This window comes from Sinomonas sp. ASV322, from assembly GCF_030908245.1.
GTDB lineage: Bacteria > Actinomycetota > Actinomycetes > Actinomycetales > Micrococcaceae > Sinomonas.
Map to the genome: position 1 here is coordinate 309,013 of NZ_JAVFJJ010000003.1, position 20,000 is coordinate 329,012.

General features: G+C 70.7%; 16 protein-coding genes. 11 read left to right on the top strand and 5 right to left on the bottom strand.

Annotation, left to right across the window (positions count from 1 at the left end; translation table 11 throughout):
- Together RBS12_RS06245 and treZ are read left to right on the top strand one after the other, a co-directional pair.
- Complete coding sequence (locus tag RBS12_RS06245; protein ID WP_307965205.1) at nucleotides 1-2,493, top strand: alpha-amylase family glycosyl hydrolase; 2,493 nt, start codon at nucleotides 1-3, stop codon at nucleotides 2,491-2,493.
- The gene (gene treZ, locus RBS12_RS06250; RefSeq protein ID WP_307965206.1) at nucleotides 2,490-4,301 is read left to right on the top strand and encodes a malto-oligosyltrehalose trehalohydrolase; all 1,812 of its coding nucleotides are present in this window, start codon (nucleotides 2,490-2,492) and stop codon (nucleotides 4,299-4,301) included. Before RBS12_RS06245 ends, treZ begins: the two co-directional genes overlap by 4 nt.
- A 16-nt stretch (nucleotides 4,302-4,317) precedes the next feature.
- On the opposite strand, the gene RBS12_RS06255 is transcribed toward treZ, so the two are convergent.
- Complete coding sequence (locus RBS12_RS06255; protein ID WP_307965207.1) at nucleotides 4,318-4,581, bottom strand: GlsB/YeaQ/YmgE family stress response membrane protein; 264 nt, start codon at nucleotides 4,579-4,581, stop codon at nucleotides 4,318-4,320.
- Nucleotides 4,582-4,721: 140 nt separating this feature from the next.
- On the opposite strand from RBS12_RS06255, the gene RBS12_RS06260 reads away from it, so the two are divergent.
- Nucleotides 4,722-5,738 carry an aldo/keto reductase gene (locus tag RBS12_RS06260; RefSeq protein WP_307965208.1) on the top strand — a complete coding sequence of 339 codons (1,017 nt, stop codon included), beginning with the start codon at nucleotides 4,722-4,724 and terminating at the stop codon, nucleotides 5,736-5,738.
- Between the two features lie 95 nt (nucleotides 5,739-5,833).
- Here RBS12_RS06260 and RBS12_RS06265 read toward each other — a convergent pair whose 3' ends face one another.
- Nucleotides 5,834-6,091, bottom strand: coding sequence for a PLD nuclease N-terminal domain-containing protein (locus RBS12_RS06265; protein ID WP_307965209.1), 258 nt, complete (start codon nucleotides 6,089-6,091; stop codon nucleotides 5,834-5,836).
- Between the two features lie 126 nt (nucleotides 6,092-6,217).
- Between RBS12_RS06265 and RBS12_RS06270 the strand changes: the two genes are divergently transcribed.
- The 7 genes from RBS12_RS06270 to RBS12_RS06300 all read left to right on the top strand — a co-directional run bounded on the left by RBS12_RS06270 (nucleotide 6,218) and on the right by RBS12_RS06300 (nucleotide 14,656).
- Nucleotides 6,218-7,303, top strand: coding sequence for an inositol-3-phosphate synthase (locus RBS12_RS06270; RefSeq protein ID WP_307965210.1), 1,086 nt, complete (start codon nucleotides 6,218-6,220; stop codon nucleotides 7,301-7,303).
- A gap of 372 nt (nucleotides 7,304-7,675) precedes the next feature.
- On the top strand, nucleotides 7,676-9,010 hold the full coding sequence (locus tag RBS12_RS06275; protein ID WP_307965211.1) for an MFS transporter: 1,335 nt from the start codon (nucleotides 7,676-7,678) through the stop codon (nucleotides 9,008-9,010).
- A gap of 124 nt (nucleotides 9,011-9,134) precedes the next feature.
- Complete coding sequence (locus RBS12_RS06280; protein WP_307965212.1) at nucleotides 9,135-9,782, top strand: GntR family transcriptional regulator; 648 nt, start codon at nucleotides 9,135-9,137, stop codon at nucleotides 9,780-9,782.
- Nucleotides 9,783-9,852: 70 nt separating this feature from the next.
- The gene (locus tag RBS12_RS06285) at nucleotides 9,853-10,662 is read left to right on the top strand and encodes an aspartate/glutamate racemase family protein (protein WP_307965213.1); all 810 of its coding nucleotides are present in this window, start codon (nucleotides 9,853-9,855) and stop codon (nucleotides 10,660-10,662) included.
- Nucleotides 10,662-12,170, top strand: coding sequence for an amidohydrolase family protein (locus RBS12_RS06290; protein ID WP_307965214.1), 1,509 nt, complete (start codon nucleotides 10,662-10,664; stop codon nucleotides 12,168-12,170). The genes RBS12_RS06285 and RBS12_RS06290 overlap by 1 nt, the downstream gene beginning before the upstream one ends.
- A gap of 2 nt (nucleotides 12,171-12,172) precedes the next feature.
- Entirely contained in the window at nucleotides 12,173-12,904 is a 732-nt protein-coding gene (locus RBS12_RS06295) for an aspartate/glutamate racemase family protein (RefSeq protein WP_307965215.1), read from the top strand.
- A 354-nt stretch (nucleotides 12,905-13,258) separates the two neighbouring features.
- Nucleotides 13,259-14,656, top strand: a complete 1,398-nt coding sequence (locus RBS12_RS06300; RefSeq protein WP_307965216.1) for an FAD-binding oxidoreductase — start codon at nucleotides 13,259-13,261, stop codon at nucleotides 14,654-14,656.
- Here RBS12_RS06300 and RBS12_RS06305 read toward each other — a convergent pair.
- The 3 genes from RBS12_RS06305 to mshA all read right to left on the bottom strand — a co-directional run bounded on the left by RBS12_RS06305 (nucleotide 14,653) and on the right by mshA (nucleotide 18,580).
- Nucleotides 14,653-15,321 carry a MerR family transcriptional regulator gene (locus RBS12_RS06305; protein ID WP_307965217.1) on the bottom strand — a complete coding sequence of 223 codons (669 nt, stop codon included), beginning with the start codon at nucleotides 15,319-15,321 and terminating at the stop codon, nucleotides 14,653-14,655. The genes RBS12_RS06300 and RBS12_RS06305 overlap by 4 nt on opposite strands.
- Before the next feature lie 235 nt (nucleotides 15,322-15,556).
- A complete protein-coding gene (locus tag RBS12_RS06310) occupies nucleotides 15,557-17,233 on the bottom strand; it encodes a formate--tetrahydrofolate ligase (protein WP_307965293.1) in 1,677 nt (558 codons plus the stop codon).
- 90 nt (nucleotides 17,234-17,323) lie between these two features.
- Entirely contained in the window at nucleotides 17,324-18,580 is a 1,257-nt protein-coding gene (mshA, locus tag RBS12_RS06315) for a D-inositol-3-phosphate glycosyltransferase (RefSeq protein ID WP_307965294.1), read from the bottom strand.
- 162 nt (nucleotides 18,581-18,742) lie between these two features.
- Here mshA and alr point away from each other — a divergent pair, with 162 nt between their 5' ends.
- The gene (gene alr / locus RBS12_RS06320) at nucleotides 18,743-19,996 is read left to right on the top strand and encodes an alanine racemase (protein ID WP_307965218.1); all 1,254 of its coding nucleotides are present in this window, start codon (nucleotides 18,743-18,745) and stop codon (nucleotides 19,994-19,996) included.
- Nucleotides 19,997-20,000 lie beyond the last annotated feature (4 nt).

The following is a 20,000-nucleotide window of genomic DNA, read 5'->3' on the forward strand; positions in this document are numbered from 1 at the left end:
ATGCTCGTTCCGTCCTCGACGTACCGCCTTCAGATCCGCCCGGGCTTCACCCTCGATGACGCGGCCGGCCTCGTGCCGTACCTGCACAGGCTCGGCGCGGGGTGGCTCTACCTTTCGCCGATCCTCACGGCCGTGCGCGGTTCGGAGCACGGCTATGACGTCGCGGACCCGACGCGCGTTGACCCCGACCGCGGCGGGCGAGAAGGCCTCGAACGGCTCTCTGCCGCCGCACATGCCCTGGGAATGGGAGTGCTCGTCGACATCGTCCCGAACCACGTGGGGATCGCCGTCCCCGAGCAGAACGCGTGGTGGTGGTCGCTTCTCGCCGAGGGGCGGGACTCGGCGTGGGCGGAGGCGTTCGACGTCGACTGGGACGCCGGCGACGGGCGCGTGCTCCTTCCGCTCCTCGCGAGCGACGACGATCTAGACCGGCTGCGCGTCGAGGGGGATCGGCTGCTCCTCGGGGACCTCGCGCTCCCGATCGCCACAGGCTCGGCAGCACCGGGGGACTCGCCGCGAGAGGTCGCGGCCCGGCAGCATTACGCGCTCATCCCGTGGCGCGAGGGCGACGAGCGCCTCAACTATCGGCGCTTCTTCACGGTCAAGAGCCTCGCGGGCCTACGGGTCGAGGATCCGAGCATCTTCGAGGCCGCCCACGCCGAGATCGCGCGGTGGTTCAAGGAGGGCCTCGTCGATGGCCTGCGCATCGATCACCCGGACGGACTCGCGGACCCGATCGGCTACCTCGAGAGGCTGCGTGGCGTGACGGGCGGCGCCTACACGATCGTGGAGAAGATCCTCGAGGCGGACGAGCAGCTCCCGGACGCGTTCTCGTGCGAAGGCACAACGGGCTACGACGCCCTCGGACTCGTCGATCGCCTCTTCACCGATCCGGAGGGCGAGGCCGTGCTCGACACCCTCGACGCATCGCTCGGCCCCGCCGCGGGGGCGGAACGCGCGGAAGGCGGCGAGCCGGCGGCCGGGAGGGGAACCCGTGCGGCTCGGGACCGGTTCACCGAGCTCGCCCGCGGTACCAGACGGCAGATCGCCGCTCAGGACCTTCGAGCCGAGATCCTGAGGCTCGCGCGGCTCGTGCCCGCGGCCCACGCGGCGACGGCGTCGCTCGCCTCGCCCGCGGTCCTGGGCGCGGGGGCCGGCCCGACGTCGTCGTCCGGCGTGACCAGCGCGCCGCTCGGAGGCCGGAGCGAGCTTCCGGCCGCGCTCGCGGAGCCGCAGACGACGGCGGAAGCCCTCGCCGAGATCGCTGCCGCGTTCTCCATCTACCGCACGTACCTTCCCGAGGTCCCCGAGGGGATTGCCGTGATCCGCGAGGCCTGCGACGACGCCGCGAAGGAGCGCCCGGACCTCGCGGACACGATCGCCGCGCTCGAGCCTCTGCTCGCCGACCCCCACACCGAGCTCTCGCGCCGCTTCCAGCAGACCACGGGCATGATCATGGCGAAGGGCGTCGAGGACACGGCATTCTACCGGTTCACGCGGCTCGGGACCCTCACCGAGGTCGGCACGGACCCGGCCCGCTTCGCGATCGGCCTCGACGAGTTCCACGCCCGCACGGGGGAGCGCGAGCGGAAGGCCCCGCACTCGATGACGACCCTCACGACCCACGACACGAAGCGGAGCGAAGACACCCGGGCCAGGATCAGCGTCCTGTCCGAGCTCGCGGACGAATGGGCGGAGCTTCTTCCACGGCTCCTCGGGCGCTTCCCGCTCGAGGACGGGCAGTTCGCGAACCTCGTGTGGCAGGCGGTCGTCGGGTCATGGCCGGCCGACGCCGAACGCCTGGCGGCCTACGCGATCAAGGCCGCGCGCGAGTCCGCCCTGCACACGACGTGGACCGACCCCGAGCCGGGCTTCGAAGCGCGCGTCCGGGCGATCGCGGAGGCTGCGGCCAGCGACCCGGCTGTCCATGATCTCGTGGGCGGATTCGTCGCCCGCATCGAGCCGTTCGCGGCGTCGAACGGACTGTCCGCGAAACTCGTCCAGCTCGCCGGCCCCGGGGTGCCCGACGTCTACCAGGGGGCCGAGTTCTGGGACCGCTCCCTCGCGGACCCCGACAACCGCCGTCCAGTGGACTTCGCCGCACGCGAGGCGGCTCTCGAGGCGCTCGACGCTGGCGCCCCGGTACCGTCCCCGACCTCTCCCGAGGCGAAGCTCCTCGTCGTCTCCCGGACCCTGCGGCTCCGGCGCGACCGGCCTGAACTCTTCGACGGCTACGTTCCGCTCGACGCCGTCGGCCCTGCGTCACGGCACGCGGTGGGGTTCCGGCGCGGGGCGCGGGGCGCCGTCGCCCTCGCGACCCGGCTCCCCGCGGGACTCGAACGCGGCGGCGGATGGGGAGACACCGGCGTCGTGCTTCCGTGGCCGACTCGCGACGAGCTCACGGGAGCCGAGCACGAGGCGGGTCGAGTGCACCTTGCGGACGCGTTCGCGGCCCTTCCCGTCGCGCTCCTCGTCCCGGAGGCGACGCCATGACCGCTCGCTCTGCGGACGGCTCCGCGCACAACGCCGCGGCACGCGGGACTGGGGCGGTCTGGGCGCCGCGGCCTCGCTCGATCGCGCTCGTCCTGGGTGACGAGCGGATCGCGCTCGACGATCTTGGTGGGGGATGGCGGGGCGTGCCGGCCGGGCACACCGAGCGCGTCGCGGCCGCGCTCACGGCCGGGGCCCGTTATGGGTACGTCGTGGACGGAGACGGGCCGTTCCCGGACCCGCGGTCCCTGCGACAGCCCGACGGCGTCCACGCCCTCTCGGCAGGCTTCGACCCGGGACGGCACGCGTGGCTGGATGCCGCATGGACGGGCCGCGCGCTCGCGGGATCGGTCCTGTACGAGCTGCACCTCGGCACGTTCACGCCCGAGGGGACGCTCGACGCCGCCGCCGGCCGCCTCGCCTATCTCGCGGATCTCGGCGTCGACTTTGTCGAGCTCCTGCCCGTCAACGCGTTCAACGGGCCGCACAACTGGGGCTACGACGGCGTCCTGTGGTCGGCCGTGCACGAAGGGTACGGCGGTCCGGCCGCGTATCAGCGGTTCGTGGACGCCGCGCACGCGCACGGAATCGGCGTCATCCAGGACGTCGTCTACAACCACCTGGGGCCCAGCGGGAACTACCTTCCGCGCTTCGGACCCTATCTGCTCGACGGGATCGGGACCGGGTGGGGCGAGGCCGTCAACCTCGACGGGCCGGGTTCGGACGAGGTGCGCGCGTTCATCCTCGACAACGCGCGGCTCTGGCTTGAGGACTACCACGTGGACGGCCTCCGGCTGGACGCCGTGCATGCCTTCGTGGACCGACGCGCGGTCTCGCTCCTCGAGGAGTTCTCGCGTCTGGCCGACGACGTCGAGGCGGCCACGGGGCGGACCAAGGTGCTCATCGCCGAATCGGACCTCAACGATCCGCGCGTCGTGTCGCCGCGGGAACGCGGAGGGTGCGGCATCGACGCGCAGTGGAACGACGACTTCCACCACGCCGTCCACGTGGCTCTCACCGGCGAGACCCAGGGCTACTACGAGGACTTCGCCGACGAGGGCGCGTTGCCGAAGGTCGTCCGGGACGGCTACTACCACGACGGCACGCATTCGAGTTTCCGCGGCCGCCGTCATGGCCGCCCGCTCGACCCGGCGGTCATCAGACCCGAGCGGCTTGTTGTGTGCAGCCAGAACCACGATCAGGTGGGGAACCGGGCGGCGGGCGACCGGCCGGGCGCGCTCCTCGGCTACGACGGGCTCGCCGTCGCCGCCGTGCTCACGCTCGCCTCGCCGTTCACGCCCATGATCTTCATGGGCGAGGAGTTCGGGGCCCGCACCCCGTGGCAGTTCTTCACATCGCACCCGGAGCCGGAGCTCGCCCGGGCCACGGCCGAGGGGCGCCTGCGCGAGTTCGAGCGCATGGGATGGGACCCCGCCCTCGTCCCGGACCCGCAGGATCCTGCCACGCGGCTGCGCTCGACGCTTGACTGGGGCGAGGCGACGACCGACGACGGCGCGCGCCTTCTCGCGCTGTACCGGCGGCTCATCGCGGTGCGACGAGAGCTGCCGGGCCTGTGGGATGCGCCGCTCGACGCAACCACCGTGCGGTGGGGCGGTGCAGAGGGGAACCGCTGGATCGCGTGGAGCCGTCCCGGCGCATCGGTCGCGGCGTGCCTCGGCCCAGGCGGCGCAGAGGTACGGCTCGACGGCGGTTCGGACCGGCGCGCCGTCGTGGCCACGCACGAGGCGATCCGCGCGGAGGGCACGCTGATCACGTTTCCGGGACGCGGCGCCGTCGTCCTCGCCGGATGACGCGCGGGCCGCTCGCTCAGACGCGGCGCTTCGTGATGACACCCCAGATCAACAGGACGATGAGCGACCCGACGATCGCGGTGATCCACGTCGTGACGCTCCAGAAGGACCTGATGAGGTCCTCGTGGAAGATGAGGCCGCCGAGCCAGCCGCCCACGAATGCCCCGACGACTCCCAGGATGAGCGTCGAGAACCAGCCTCCGCCCTGACGTCCCGGCATGATGGCCTTCGCGATGGCCCCGGCGATGAGGCCGAGGATCAGAAATCCAAAGAATCCCATGACTTCTCCTTGTGCGTTGTGCGCTTGACGAAGAGAGCTATCGTTTTCCGGCTGACTTTGCGTTTCTAGCACGGCCACTCCGATGAGTCACGCTTCGGTCGCACTCTCATGGTGAACCTTTACCCCCTACGATGAACGCCGTGACGTACATCGCAGACTCCAGCCGCTACGGATCCATGCAGTACAACCGGGTCGGGCGCAGCGGACTCAAACTCCCCGCCATCTCCCTCGGCCTCTGGCACAACTTCGGCGACGACAAGCGCCACGAGGAGCAGCGCGCCATCCTGCGCCGTGCCTTCGATCTCGGCGTGACCCATTTCGACCTCGCCAACAACTACGGACCGCCGCCCGGAAGCGCCGAATCGAACTTCGGGCGCCACCTGCGCGAGGACTTCCGGCCGTATCGCGATGAACTCGTGATCTCGACGAAGGCCGGCTACTTGATGTGGGACGGCCCCTACGGCGAATGGGGGTCACGGAAGTACTTGATCTCGAGTCTCGACCAGTCGCTCAAGCGCATGGGCCTCGAGTACGTGGACATCTTCTACAGCCACCGCCCCGACCCGGACACGCCGCTCGAGGAGACGATGGGGGCACTCGACTACGCCGTGCGCTCGGGGCGAGCCCTGTATGCGGGCATCTCCTCGTACACTCCCCAGCAGACGCTCGAAGCCGCGCACATCCTCGCGGATCTCGGAACGCCGCTGCTCATCCACCAGCCGCGCTATTCGATGGCCGACCGGTGGACCGAGCAGGGGAGCCCCAACCTGTACCAGGCGCTCGACGAGGTCGGGGCAGGATCGATCGTTTTCTCGCCACTCGCCCAGGGGCTCCTCACGAACCGTTACCTCCAAGGCGTGCCCGAAGATTCGCGCGCCGCGAAGGAACACTTCCTTCGGTCCTCGTCGCTCACGGAGGACAAGCTCGCGATGGTGAGGGCGCTCGACGGCGTCGCGACCGGCCGCGGCCAGACCCTCGCGCAGATGGCCATCTCGTGGGTCCTCCGCCCGCAGCCCTCGGGAGCCGCGCCCGTGACGTCGGCGCTCATCGGGGCGTCGTCGGTCGCGCAGCTCGAAGACTCGCTCGGCGCGCTCGCCGGACCCGAGTTCCTCGACGACGAGCTCGCCGAGATCGATCGGATCCTCGCGGGCCGCTGATTCGGGCGGTCTGGCCACGCGTCGGGCGGGACGTGGCCGCGGGTTGCCTGGGGGCAACGCGTGGCCAGATCTTCCCCAACGCGTGGCCGCCTCCGTCAGCGGTGCGTCACCTTGACCGGGGTCGACGCGGGCCGCTTTCGGCCGAACAGGAAGTAGGCGATCGGGCCGAAGGTGTTGACGAACGTGGCCGCGAACCACGCGGCCTTGGGCCCGTGCACCTCGTCCGGCTGCCGTCGGGCAAGGTCTCGCCACGCGAGGACCTTGAGAGCGAGCTCGGCTCCGGCGGCCAGCGCGACTCCGAAGCGCCTGCCTGGGCTGAGGTCTTTCCATTTCTTTTTCGTGCGGCGTGCCATGACCCCTCCTCATGAACCATCTGTGACGAGTGTAGGCCCGCCGCGCGACGCGTGGTTCGTTACGATGGCAGTGCGCCCTCGACGCCGAGCTGTGTGCGGCGAGGTCTTTCATCTGCAAGGAGAACCGTGTCTGAGAATCCGATCCGTGTGGCCATCGTCGGCGTGGGCAACTGCGCCGCTTCGCTCGTCCAGGGCGTGCATTATTACCGCGACGCGAACCCGGAGGACACGGTTCCCGGCCTCATGCATGTGAAGTTCGGCGACTACCACGTGAGTGACCTCGAATTCGTCGCGGCCTTCGACGTCGACGGCAAGAAGGTCGGGGTGGACCTTTCCGAGGCGATCCTCGCGAGCGAGAACAACACGATCAAGATCGCGGACGTCCCGCCGACGGGCGTCATGGTGCAGCGCGGCCATACGCTCGACGGCCTCGGCAAGTACTACCGCGAGACCATCGAGGAGTCGGACGCTGAGCCGGTCGACGTCGTCGCCGCCCTCAGGGAGGCCGAGGTCGACGTCCTCGTGTGCTACCTCCCGGTCGGTTCGGAGAGGGCCGCGAAGTTCTACGCGCAGGCCGCGATCGACGCGCACGTCGCGTTCGTGAACGCGCTGCCCGTCTTCATTGCCGGTACGCCCGAGTGGGCGCAGAAGTTCACCGAGGCCGGGGTGCCGATCGTGGGAGATGACATCAAGAGCCAGATCGGCGCGACGATCACGCACCGCGTGCTGGCGAAGCTCTTCGAGGACCGCGGCGTGACCGTCGACCGGACGTACCAGCTCAACGTGGGCGGCAACATGGACTTCAAGAACATGCTCGAGCGCGAGCGGCTCCAGTCGAAGAAGATCTCCAAGACCCAGGCCGTGACCTCGAACGTCGAGGCCGAGCTCGCCGAGCGGGACGTGCACATCGGCCCGAGCGACTACGTCGAGTGGCTCGACGACCGCAAGTGGGCCTTCGTGCGGCTCGAGGGCCGCAACTTCGGCGACGCGCCGGTCTCGCTCGAGTACAAGCTCGAGGTGTGGGACTCGCCGAACTCGGCCGGCGTCATCATCGACGCCGTGCGTGCGGCGAAGATCGGCCTCGACCGTGGGATCGGCGGTCCGCTCACGTCCCCGAGCGCGTACTTCATGAAGTCCCCGCCCGAGCAGCGCGCCGACGACATCGCCCGCGCCCAGGTCGAGGCCTTCATCCGCGGCGACCTGGAGCGCTAGGCCTCTCGGCCGCCGAGTCGCGTGCCGCCGTCGTCCGCTGAACGGGCCACGGCGGCGCGCGCCATCCGGGCGCAGGCCCTCGTATCCCTTCCGAGGGGGGGCGGGGGCCTCTTCTCTTCTTCACGCGGTCACGTCCGCAGGGTGTGCACCCTGCGGACGTGACCGCGCAGCGGAGGGAACCACTGAAAGGTGACGGCGCAACGGGAGTTCGGGATCCCAATTGGGGATCCCAAAGTCTTGACTGTGGTCCGGGTCACGGTCTATCGTTCATTTGGGATCCCGACTTGGGATCCCAAATCTCCGTTGCGCACCTCCCTTGGCCGGTCGGCCCTCAGCCCGTCAGGCCTTTCCCATTGTCGTGAAGGAGGACACGTGTCCCTTCAAGAGGAAACCTCGCCGAAGCGCTCCGCGGGCACCGCGACCGCTGCCTCGGCCAAGCGCACAAACGTTCGCTGGAAGCTTTTCGTCCTGCTGCTCGTTCTCGTGTCGGTCAACTACGTTGACCGCGGCTCGATCTCGGTGGCCCTTCCCATCATCCAGAAGGAGTTCAATCTCACGCCCGAGCTCGTGGGCCTTCTGCTGTCCGCGTTCTTCTGGACCTATGCGCTCATGCAAGTGCCCGTCGGCTGGCTCATCGACCGCTTCGGCCCGCGCAAGGTCGTCACGGCGTCGTGTGTCGGCTGGGGCGCGGCGACCGCTGCGTCGGGCCTCGCCGGCGGGTTCGTGAGCATGTTCATCGCGCGGATGGGCATCGGCGTCACGGAGGCCGGCGTCATGCCCGCCGGCGGCAAGCTCAACGCCATCTGGATGCACTCGAAGGAGCGTGGCCGTGGCGCCACGATCCTCGACGCGGGCGCGCCGCTCGGCGCCGGCGTGGGCGGCATCCTGATCACGTGGCTCATCGCCTCGTTCGGCGGCTGGCGCATGGCGTTCATCATCGCCGGCATCGCGACCGCGGCCCTCGGCGCGTTCATCTGGTGGTACGTGCGGGACAACCCGCGCCAGCACCGCGCGGTCAACGACGCCGAGGCGGAGTACATCGAGGCGTCGCACGCGGCCGAGGATGAAGCGGCGAAGGCCGTTGGCGGCACGTCCCGGCGGGCGCTTCTGCCGTACCTCAGGTTCCGCTCGTTCTGGGCCATGTGCCTCGGCTGGCTCGGCTTCAACGGCGTGTTCTACGGCCTCCTCACGTGGGGCCCGCTGTATCTGTCCCAGGCCAAGCACTTCAACCTCAACTCGATCGGCTGGTCGACGTTCGTGATCTTCGGTGCGGGCTTCGTGGGCGAGATCCTCGGCGGCTCGCTCGCCGACCGGCTCCGCGCCAAGGGCTACGGCGCGAATGTGGTCATGCGTTCGCTGCTGGGCGCCTCGAGCGTCATCGTCGCGGCGGGCCTCGTCGGGGTGACCATCGTCGGGGACCCGATCACCGCCGTCGCCCTTCTCTCGGTGGTGCTCTTCTTCCTCCGCTGGGTCGGCCTCTTCTGGTCCGTCCCTGCGACGCTCGGCGGCCGCACGAACGCGGGCGTCCTGGGCGGCGCCATGAACCTGAGCGGCAACATCGCCGGCTTCGTGACGCCGATCGCCGTCGGCTTCATCGTCGGCGCGACCGGCGGGTACACGTGGGCGCTCCTGTACTTCGTCGGATCGGCGATCATCATGGGCGTCTCCGTCCTCGCCCTTGACTACAGCAAGCGGCTCCCGGTGTGAGCCCACGGCGGGCGGCGGCCGCCGCTGGCGTGGCGTCAGCCGGTGGCCGGCCGCCCGGATCGTGGTCGAATGGAACCATCACCGCGCTGCGCGCGAACGCAGCCTGACCCGAGGAGGAGCCGGCATGGCACAGCCTGTTGAGGAACCGCAGCGCGATCGACCTCTGCGCGAAGTCATCCGAGACACGCTGCGGACCCGGATCTTCGAAGGCCACTACGCGCCCGGCACGCGACTCATCGAACGCGATCTCGCGGCCGAGTTCAACGTCTCGCGGCTCCCTGTGCGCGAGGCCTTGAGGATGCTCGTGCAGGAGGGCATCTTGGCTGAGCGGGCTTCGCGCGGCTCGGTCGTCGCCTCGTTGAGCGAAAAGGACGTCGAGGATCTCTTCGACGTGCGGCTTTCGCTCGAGGTGCTCGCGTGTCGGCTTGCCGCGCAGCGGGCCACGCCCGAGGACATCGCGAAGCTCGGTGCTCTCCTTGACCGCGCCGCGGATGCCTTGGCCCGCGGCAGCATCAACGAAGCGCATCGTGCGAACAGCGAGTTCCATGACGAGGTCACGCGGATCGCGGACAACGGCTTCCTCCGTTCGGCCCTCGAGCCCCTCCAGGGCCGCATGCACTGGCTGTTCCGCCACGTCACGGACCTGCCCGAGCTCGTGCAGGAGCATCGCGATCTCCTCGCGGCGATCGCGAGCGGCGACCCGGAGCGAGCCGCAGCGCAGTCGGCTCATCACATTGGCAAGTACCGGGAGCAGTACCCGGAGACGACCTGACATCGCTCAGCCGACCCGACACTACGGGAGGCGGCCTGCCGCCCCTACATCTTCACGCAAGGAACCACGCATGAGACTTCTCGTCGTCAACCCCAACATCAGCGAAGAGGTGACCGACCTCATCCGCGCCGAAGCGGAGCGGTCGGCCGGCCCTTCGACCGAGCTGACGGTGTGCACCGCGCCCAGGGGCGTCGAATACATCGAGACCCGCTTCGAATCACTTCTTGCGGCGACGGCCGTGGCGGAGGTCATCGCCGAGCACTGCGGCGAGGTCAGCGGAATCGACGGCGTCGTCGTCGCCGCGTTCGGCGACCCGGGCATGCCGGCGCTCAAGGAACTCGTCGACGTCCCGGTCATCGGGATCACCGAGGCGGCGCTGTGCGCGGCCGCGCTCCAGGGGCATCGCTTCTCGATCATCGCGATCTCGGATCGCATCACGGCGTGGTACCGCGATTGCGTCGAGCGCTTCGGCTTCGGGAGCAGGCTTGCGTCGATCCGATCGATCAAGGAGGCGCTTCGGGGCATCGGGAGCGTCCAGGACGACTTCCGCCCGACCCTCGTCGAGCTCGCGCGACTCGCCGTCGCGGAGGACGGAGCCGACGTCGTCATCCTCGCCGGGGCGCCCCTTGCGGGCCTTGCGCGCGACGTCGCGTCGGAGATCCCGGTCCCGGTCGTCGACGGGATCGGCGCGGGCGTGCGCCTTGCCGAGGCTGTCGTGGGGCTCCGCTCGGGTGCGCATCGCGCGGGCTCGTTCGCGGCGCCGCCGCCCAAGCGGCGCGCTGGCCTGAGCCCCGCACTCGACGCCGCGCTCGACGCCGCCCAGCTCGCCGTGCAGGGGCAGCCGCCCGTCGCGGCCCCGTCGGCGGCGGGGAGCGTCTGATGGCCGATCTCGTCATTTCCAACGGCCTCGTCGTCAACTCGTGGGGCACCCAGGCCGCGCACGTCGTCGTCGACGGGGGCCGCATCGCGGCCGTCCTCGACGCCGCCGCCCCGGTTCCCGCTGCCGAGCGCGTCGTTGATGCGGCCGGCCGCGCCGTCATCCCGGGCGGCGTCGACGGCCACTGCCACGTGGCTCAGACGACGGGCCGGTTCCGCACGCTCGACGACTTTGCCGTCACCTCGACGGCCGCCCTCTGGGGCGGCACGACGACGATCCTCGACTTCGGCATTCCGCGCGACGAGTCGGAGACCCCGCTCGAGGCCGCGAAGAACAAGCTCGCCTTGGCCCAGGCGGCGCGGTGCGACGTCGCGCTCCACGGTTCGGTCGTGCGCTGGGACGAGACGGTGCCTGCCCAGCTCGAGGAGCTCGCGGCGCTCGGAATCCGGTCCGTCAAGATGTACATGACGAACCGGGGCACGACGATCGCGGACGACGACACCGTGCTCAAGGTCATGCGCGAGATGGTCCGACTCGATGGGCTCACGTACATCCACGCCGAGCACGACGCGATGATCGTCGACTGCACCCAGGCGCACGCCGACGCCGGCACGATCGGGATCGGCCACCTGCACGAGACCCGCCCCGAGCTCGCGGAGGAGGCCTCCGTGCGCGAGGTCATCGCGATGGCCGAGTACACGGGCGCGCCGGTCTACTTCGTCCACCAGTCCACGCCGGGCGCCGTCGACCTTGTCTCGGAGGCCCGCGCGCGCGGCCTCGACATCCTCTCCGAGACCTGCCCGCACTACCTCGTGCTCGACGACGGCGTGTACTCGTCGCGCTTCCCCGAGTGGTTCGCGTGCTGCCCGCCCATGCGCTCGCCCGAGGCGGTCGCCGCGCTCCGCGGGCGCTTCGCGGGCGGCTCGATCCACACCGTTTCGAGCGATCACTCGTGCTACGACCTGACGCAGAAGCGAGAGCGCACCGACGACGTGCGGCAGATGCCGCACGGCCTGCCGGGCGTCGAGACCCGCATGGCCGTCGCGTTCACGGCGCTGGCCGAACGACTGGGAAGCGCGGACTTGGCGGCCGACGACGCGGGCCTCCTCGAGCGCTTCGTCGACGTCTTCTCGGCCGCGCCCGCGAGGATCAACGCCCTCCCGGGCAAGGGAGCGATCGCTCCCGGCTGCGACGCCGACCTCGTGGTCTTCGACCCTGCCGAGGCCCGAACGGTCGACGGCGGGGCCCTCCACATGGGCACCGACTTCTCACCCTTCGACGGGCGTGAGCTGCGCGGCTGGCCCCAAGTCGTCGTCGCTGGCGGCCGCGTGGTCCTCGACGAGGACGGCTTCCACGACCCGGGGCCTGTGGGGCGCTTCGTGCCGCGGCGCGGCTACCGGGAGGCCAACGCAGCGGCGGCATCCGTCGCGGGGCTCGCCGGGGACGGACGGACGGCGGCGCTGGGCGAGTTCGCCGTCGTCGTCGGTTCTCGCGCGGGGGAGGGGGAGTGACGATGCTGCGCACGAAGCCCGCCCGCCGGACGCGCATCGGCATGATTGTGCCGTCGTCGAACACGTGTCTCGAGCCCATGAGCTATCGCATTCTCGGCGACAGGGACGATGTGACGATCCATTCGACGCGCATCCCCGTGACCCGGATCGCGCTCGACTCGGGCTCGGACCAGCAGTTCGACGTCGAGGGCATGCGCCGCGCCGCGGAGCTTCTTGCGACGGCGGACGTCGACGTCATCGCGTGGAACGGGACGTCGGGCTCGTGGCTCGGGCCCGAACACGACCGCGAGATCGTCGCCGAGATCACGGCGGCCACGGGTGTCCCGGCGACGACCTCGACCCTCGCGTACCTGGACGCGTTCCGCGAGTTCGGCACGCGGTCGATCGGTCTCGTGACCCCGTACACGGCGGACGTCAATCTCGAGGTCGCGGTTCGCTTCGCGGCGGAGGGGATCCGCGTGGCGGGCCATCGCGCGCTCGGGCTCAGCGACAACGAGTCGTTCGGGCGCGTCGCCCCGGCGGAACTCGTCCCCGGGTCCCTCGAGCTTGCGGCGGAACATCCGGACGCGCTCGTCTACCTGTGCACGAACCTTTACGGCGCTCCGGTCGTGGCCCGCGTCGAGGAGGAGACCGGGGTGGCTGCGCTCGACTCGGTGGCCGTCACGCTGTGGCGCTGCCTCCAGCTCGCGGGCGCCCCGCTGCTCGACCCCCGCTGGGGAAAGCTGCTCGCGTAGCCGAGCCCCGTCGTCGTCCGCCGCTCTCCCCAACTCTTGCGCGAAGCTCCCCGGCTTCAACCTTCAAGGCGCGCCGTGTCGTGTGGAATCGTCGGCGTGTCGCGCCGTCGACCCTTTTGAAGTAGGGGAGTTCGGAATGGAACATGAGGAGGTTGGCGTCGCCCCACCCCTGCGGAGGTGACGGCGCAACCGTGGGGGAGCTCCGGCGTCGCCCGTGCCGGGGAAAACCGCCGCGTCCCTCATTGACGCCGCGCCGGGCGCGGCGTACACCGTTCCTGTCACCGCGCGTCGTCTGGCTGGGGATGCTACGGGCGCGCGCGCCAATCGGTCTCATGAGAAGTTCTGGAGCGAACCATGGGCACCGAGCGGTTTGACGCGCTGCGCGAACAGGTGCGCGGGCAGGTCATCGAGAGCGGGGATCCCGAATACGACGCGGCGCGTGCCGTCTTCAACGGCATGGTCGACAGACGCCCTGCCGCTGTGCTGCGCGTCTCGCAGGTCGCAGACGTCATGGCTGCGATTCGCTTCGCGCGCGAACAGGGCCTTGACCTCGCGCTGCGGGGCGGCGGGCACAGCGCCCCCGGCTTCGGGACGGTCGACGGCGGGCTCGTCCTCGACTTCTCGGCGCGCCGCGGCGTGCGCGTCGACCCCGCGACCCGCACTGCCCGGGCCGAGGCCGGGACGACGTGGGCGGACTACAACCACGCGACCCACGCCTTCGGCCTCGCAAGCACAGGCGGCATCATCGGGTCCACGGGGGTCGCCGGCCTCACGCTCGGCGGCGGGATCGGCTACCTCGCCCGGAAATACGGGCTCGCGTGCGACAACCTCATCTCCGCCGACGTCGTGTTGGCTGACGGGAGCTTCGTCACGGCGAGCGAGACGGAGAACCCAGACCTGTTCTGGGCGTTGCGTGGCGGCACGGGGAACTTCGGGGCCGTGACGTCGTTCGAGTTCCGGCTCCATCCCCTCGACATGGTCTACGGGGGAGTCGTCATCTTCCCCGCGTCCGAGGGCATCGCGGTGGGCGAGTTCTACCGGGAATGGCTCGCGTCCCAGCCCGAAGAGTTCGGTGCCTTCTACGCCTACCACCTCGGGGCACCGGTGCCCTTCCTTCCCGAGGAGTGGCACGGCAAGCCCGTCGCCCAAATCGTCGGCATGTGGACGGGCGATGTGGCGGAGGGCGAGGCCCGGTGGAAGCCGGTCTTCGACGCGGCCCCGTCGGTCGGGTCGATGGTCGGGCCCATGCCTTACCCGGCGCTCAATGTCGCCTTCGATCCGTTCTTCCACCCGGGTCTGCTGGCCTACTGGAAGGCCGACTTCGCACGGGAATTGTCTGACGACATCCTGCGGGTCGCGTCGGAATTCGCGAACACCATGCCCGGCGCGGTGACCGCCAACCACTTCTACCCGATCGACGGTGCTGTCCAAAGAGTCGCTCCCGACGCTACAGCGTTCCCGTACAGGAACGCCGCGTTCGCTCCCGTGATTGCCTCGCATTGGGAGGACGCCGCGGACAGCGAGTCCAACATCGAGTGGACTCGCAGCTACTGGAGCGCGCTGCACGAGTACTCAGAGCCCGGCGGCTACATCAACTTCCAGGACGCGGACGACCGGTCCCGGATCGAGGACAACTATGCCGCGAACTACGCCCGGCTGGCTCAAGTGAAGGCGAAGTACGATCCGGACAACTTCTTCCACATCAACCAGAACATCAAGCCGGACGGGGCGGCCGTGGTGGCCGACGCCTAGGCAGTGACCTGGCTCGTCGGCACGTCCGGGCCGGGCGGGAGCGCCCCGTTCGGACCGGGCGCGCGGCCGTACATCGCGATGGATCGGCTGGTCTGGGCGAGGGCGAGGAGTTTGAGGACGAGCTCGCGGCGCATGTGCATGCCGACGGCGACGCGGGCGACGAGGGCGTCGAGGTTCTCGGCGGAGGCGGCGTCGTCGAGGTCGACGTGGGCGATGAGGTCCACGGCCCGGCTGTAGACGTCCAGGGCCGAGAGCGGGACGGCGATCCCGAGGCGGTCCATCTCCTCGAGGTGGGCGTCGAGGGCGCCTCGGGCGGCGGTGGGCACGTCGGGCCAGCCGCGCAGGGCGACGACGGCGTTGCCGGCCTCGGTGCGCCCGGGCACGGGCTCGCCGAGCGACTGGACCTCGCGCTGGAGCGACTTCATGATCTCGACCCGGCTCGCGCCGGCGTCGATGAGGGCGGTGATGGCGCGGATCTGGGCGATGCTGAGGTCATTGACCCCGCGCAGGGTCTGGATCGTGGCGATGCGGCGCGCGTGCGCCTCGCCGTAGTCCGAGCGCGTCGCGGTGAGCCGCCGCCCGGGCGGGAGCAGGCCCTCGCGCAGGTAGAACTTGATGCTCGCGATGGGCACGCCGGTCAGGCCGCTGAGTTCGCGCAGCTGCATGTCATTCGCCCCTCGGGCCATCCCCCATGTGGATAGCTGTGTCTCATATGACGATACAGGTCACCGTTGGAGAGTGAACCCCGTGGCCGATATCCTCGTGGCGGAGCATGGATAGCGCATGTATCTTCGTGTCCAGGCACCAACGGGAAAATGCAGGAAAAGAGGTCGAGGGAGCGCTGCATATGGGGGGCGTTCCCTCGGCCTCCGCCTTGTCCAGCGCCGCGTCGAGGCCGGGTCAGAAGAGGCCCACCGCATTGCCGTCGTCGTCGAGCCGCATGCGCAGCGCGGCCGGATGCGTCGGGAGCCCGGGCATCGTCATGAGCGCTCCCGTGACGGCGACGACGAAGCCCGCGCCGGTTCTTGGCCACAGCTCCCGGACGTGCACGGTGAAGCCCTCGGGGGCGCCGAGCCGCGACGCGTCGTCGGTGAAGGAGTACTGGGTCTTCGCCATGCAGACGGGAAGCGTGCCCCAGCCGTTCTCCTCGATCTGGGTGAGCTGGCGCCGCGAGAGGTCGGAGAACTCGACGTCCGCGCCGCCGTACACCTCGCGCACGATCGTGCGGATCTTCTCGTCGAGGGGGAGGCTGAGCGGATAGAGCTGGCGGCATTGCCCAGGGGTCTCGAGCGCGGCGAGGACCTCGCGCGCGAGCTCGTCGCCGCCGTCGCCCCCTCCGCCGCGGCCCCACACATCGGCGATCGCCGCGCGGACCCCGGCCTTTGAGCACCACGCGAGCACGGCGGCGAGTTCGTCGGGGCTGTCGGAGGAGAACTTGTTGACGGCGACGACCGGCTCGAGGCCGAACCGGCGAACGGTCGCGACGTGCCGCGCCAGGTTCGGGACTCCCCGGAGGAGGGCGTCGACGTCGGGCTCGCCGAGGCAGTCCTTCGGCACGCCGCCGTGCATCTTGAGGGCACGCACCGTCGACACGAGGACGACGACGGACGGCGCCACGTCCGCGTACCTCGCCTTGATGTCCACGAACTTCTCCGCGCCCAGATCCGCTCCGAACCCCGCCTCGGTCACGACGATCTCGGCGAGGCGGCGCGCCGTCGTCGTCGCGATGACCGAATTGCAGCCATGGGCGATGTTCGCGAAGGGGCCGCCGTGGATGAGGGCCGGCGTTCCCGCGATGGTCTGGACGAGGTTCGGCTTGATCGCGTCCTTGAGCAGCATCGTCATGACGCCTTGAGCTCCGAGGTCCGCGACGGTGATGGGCTTGCGCTCGTAGGTGTAGCCGAAGGTGATGCGCGCGAGGCGGTCCGCAAGGTCCGCGGCGTCGGACGCGAGGCAGAACACCGCCATGACCTCGGACGCGACCGTGATGTCGAACCCGTCCTGCCGCGGGACCCCCTGCGTTGGCCCGCCGAGCCCCACGACGATCTCCCGAAGCGCCCGGTCGTTCATGTCCATGACGCGGCGGAACGTCACGCGCCGCGGATCGATCCCGAGTTCGTTGCCGTGGAAGATGTGGTTGTCGATGAGCGCGCACAGGGCGTTGTTCGCGCTCGTGATGGCGTGGAAGTCGCCCGTGAAATGGAGGTTGATGTCCTCCATCGGAAGGACCTGGGATCTGCCGCCGCCGGTCGCGCCGCCCTTGAGGCCGAGGATCGGCCCGAGGCTCGGCTCGCGCAGGGCGACCATCGTCCGCTTCCCCGCGCGCGCGAGGGAGTCCGCGAGCCCCACGGTGAGTGTGGACTTGCCCTCCCCGGCCGGCGTCGGCGAGAGCGCCGAGACGAGCACGACCTGTCCGAGCGTCGCCGGTGCGGGGAGCCGCGAGACGTCGATCTTCGCCTTGTAGCGGCCATACAGCTCGAGTGCGTCCGCAGGGATGCCCGCTGACGCCGCGATCTCTTCGATGGGACGGAGGGTGGCGGCGCGGGCGATCTCGAGGTCGCTCGGCGTCGCTGCCATGGCGCTCATGGGGCTCACCCTATCGTTTGGGGGTCACCTTCTGCGGGTGCTCATCCGTTCGGGGGTCACGTCCCGTCGGCGAGACCCGCGTCAGGTGACCCTTGGAACAGGCGCGACCCGCGCCAGGTGACCCTTGGATGGGATGAGGTCGAGGTCGCGGACCGCCTGGCGGTACGCCGCGCGGGTTCCCTCGGCCGTCTGGTCCCAGCCGAAGCGCTGGGCGTACATCGACGCCGCGCGCCCGAGGTCCACGCGCGTCGCGGGATCGTCGTAGAGCTGCTCGAGCACCGAGGCCCAGTCCGCCGCCGCGTGGCCGTCGACGAGGAACCCGGTCCGCCCGTCGCACACGGCCTTGGGGAGCCCGCCCACGCGCGCCGCGACGACCGGCGTCCCGCACGCCTGAGCCTCAAGCGCGACGAGCCCGAAGGACTCCGAGAAGCTCGGCATCGCCAGCACGTCCGCCGAGCGGTACCACTCGGCGAGCACCCCGGCCGGGACGGGCGGGAGGCGCCGGACCGCGTCGTCGACCCCCACCTCGTGCGCGAGCTCGTCGAGGTCGAGGCCGAGCGAGCCGCTCGGCGCGCCGATGATGGTCACCCGCAGCGGGATGTCCGGACGACGACGGCGCAGCTCGCCCGCCGCGGCGACGAGCACCTGGGGTCCCTTGAGCCGCTGGAGCCGGCCCGCGAACAGGACATGGAACGTCGAGGCTGGAACGCCCGACGCGACGCGCGACCGCGAGCGGAACGCGGGTCGGAACACGTCGAGGTCGACGCCGGGGCTCACGACGTCGATCCGCTCCTCGGCCACCCCATAATGCCGCACGAGTTCGTCCCGCTCCGCCGCGGTGTTGGCCGTGAGCCGCGCCGCGGCGTCGGCGATGAGCTGCTCGCCGCGCTCGCGCCACGTCGGCTCGGGCACGTCGCCCGCGGCGAGGTGCCGGTTCTTGACGCGCGCCATCGTGTGCATCGTGTGGACGAGCGGGACGCCCCACGCCGTGGCTGCCTGGAGGCCTGCGAGTCCAGAGACCCAATAGTGGCTGTGGACGACGCGCGGGAGGTTCTCGCCGTCCATGCGCCGGACGATCCCCGCGGCGAATTCGTCGACGATCGGGGGCATCTGCTCCTTCGCGAGCCGCCGCCGCGGCCCCGCTTCGATGTGGTGCACCGTGACCCCCGGCGCGATGAGCTCGACGTCGGGCTGAGCCGGGTCGGTGGCGCGCGTGAAGATGTCCACGCCGAGCCCGTCGGCGGCGAGGGCCTTCGCGAGGTGGCTGACGTACACGTTCATCCCGCCGGCATCGCCCGCGCCGGGCTGCTCGAGGGGCGAGGTGTGGAGGCTGACCATCGCCACACTGTTCTGCTCTTGCTCCTGCACTGTACAAGGCTACGGTTTGCGGCGGGGCGCGCGCTCGCCGGGCCCGGCCGTCCTCTCGCGGGGTCGGGGCACGGCCGCTCCCGCACGGGCGCCGCCGCTCCCGTGGGGGAGCCCGCCGGTAGACTCGTGGGCGTGACTTCCACGCCCGCCCCCGCATCCCACCCCCTCGCGGATCTTCCGGAGCGCGCCGCCGTCGTCGATCTCGAGGCGATCCGCCACAACGTCCGCCTCGTGCGGACCGTCGCGGATCCGGCCCGCGTCATGGCTGTCGTCAAGGCGGACGCCTACGGCCACGGGGCGGTACCGGTGGCCCGTGCGGCGCTCGAGGCGGGCGCGTCGTGGCTTGGGGTCGCGCACATCAGCGAGGCTCTTACCCTTCGCGCGGCGGGCATCGAGGCTCCGACCCTCGCGTGGCTCCACACACCCGAGAGCAACTTCTCGGCGGCCGTGGGGGCCGGTGTCGACCTCGGCTGCTCAGGCTGGGAGCTCGGCCGCATCGTCCAGGCGGCGCGCGAGCAGGAGCGCCCGGCCCGCGTGCACCTCAAGATCGACACGGGCCTCGGCCGCAACGGCGTCACGCCCGACCGGTGGGAGGCCGTCCTCGACGAGGCCGCCGAGTACCAGGACGCGGGCCTTCTGCGCGTCGTCGGCGTCTTCAGCCACCTCGCCGTCGCGGACGAACCCGACCGCCCCGAGACCGACGCGCAGCTCGACGTCTTCCGCGACGCCGTCGCACTCGCCGAAGACGCGGGGTGCGACCTCGAGGTGCGGCACATCGCGAACTCGCCCGCGATCTTCTCCCGCCCGGACACGCATTTCGACCTCGTGCGCGCGGGCATCGCGATCTACGGGCTCTCCCCGTTCGTGGACCAGTCCTCGGCCGATCTGGGCCTCCGCCCGGCCATGACCCTCCGCACGCTCGTGTCCCAGTGCAAGCGCGTGCCCGCGGGCCAGGGCGTGAGCTACGGCCTCACGTACCGCACACCGGGGGAGAGCGCTCTGGGCCTCATCCCGCTCGGCTACGCGGACGGCGTCCCGCGGACGTCCGAGGGCGGGCCCGTGCGGATCGCGGGCACGACCTACCGCGTGGTCGGCCGCGTCGCGATGGACCAGACGGTCGTGGACCTTGGGCCGGACGCGGATCCGGAAGCGCTCGCGGGCGCGGAGGCCGTCCTCTTCGGGACGGGCGACGACGGCGGCCCCACCGCCGATGACTGGGCCCGTGCCGCCGGGACCATCAACTACGAGATCGTCACGCGCATCAGCCCGCGCGTACCCCGCATCCACGTCGATTCGGCGGTGCCAGCCGAGCCCGCCGCGGCCGAGGACATCCCGGTGGAGGCTGCGCTGGGCGACGTCGCGCGGGCCGCCGGGGGCGCCGCATGAACGG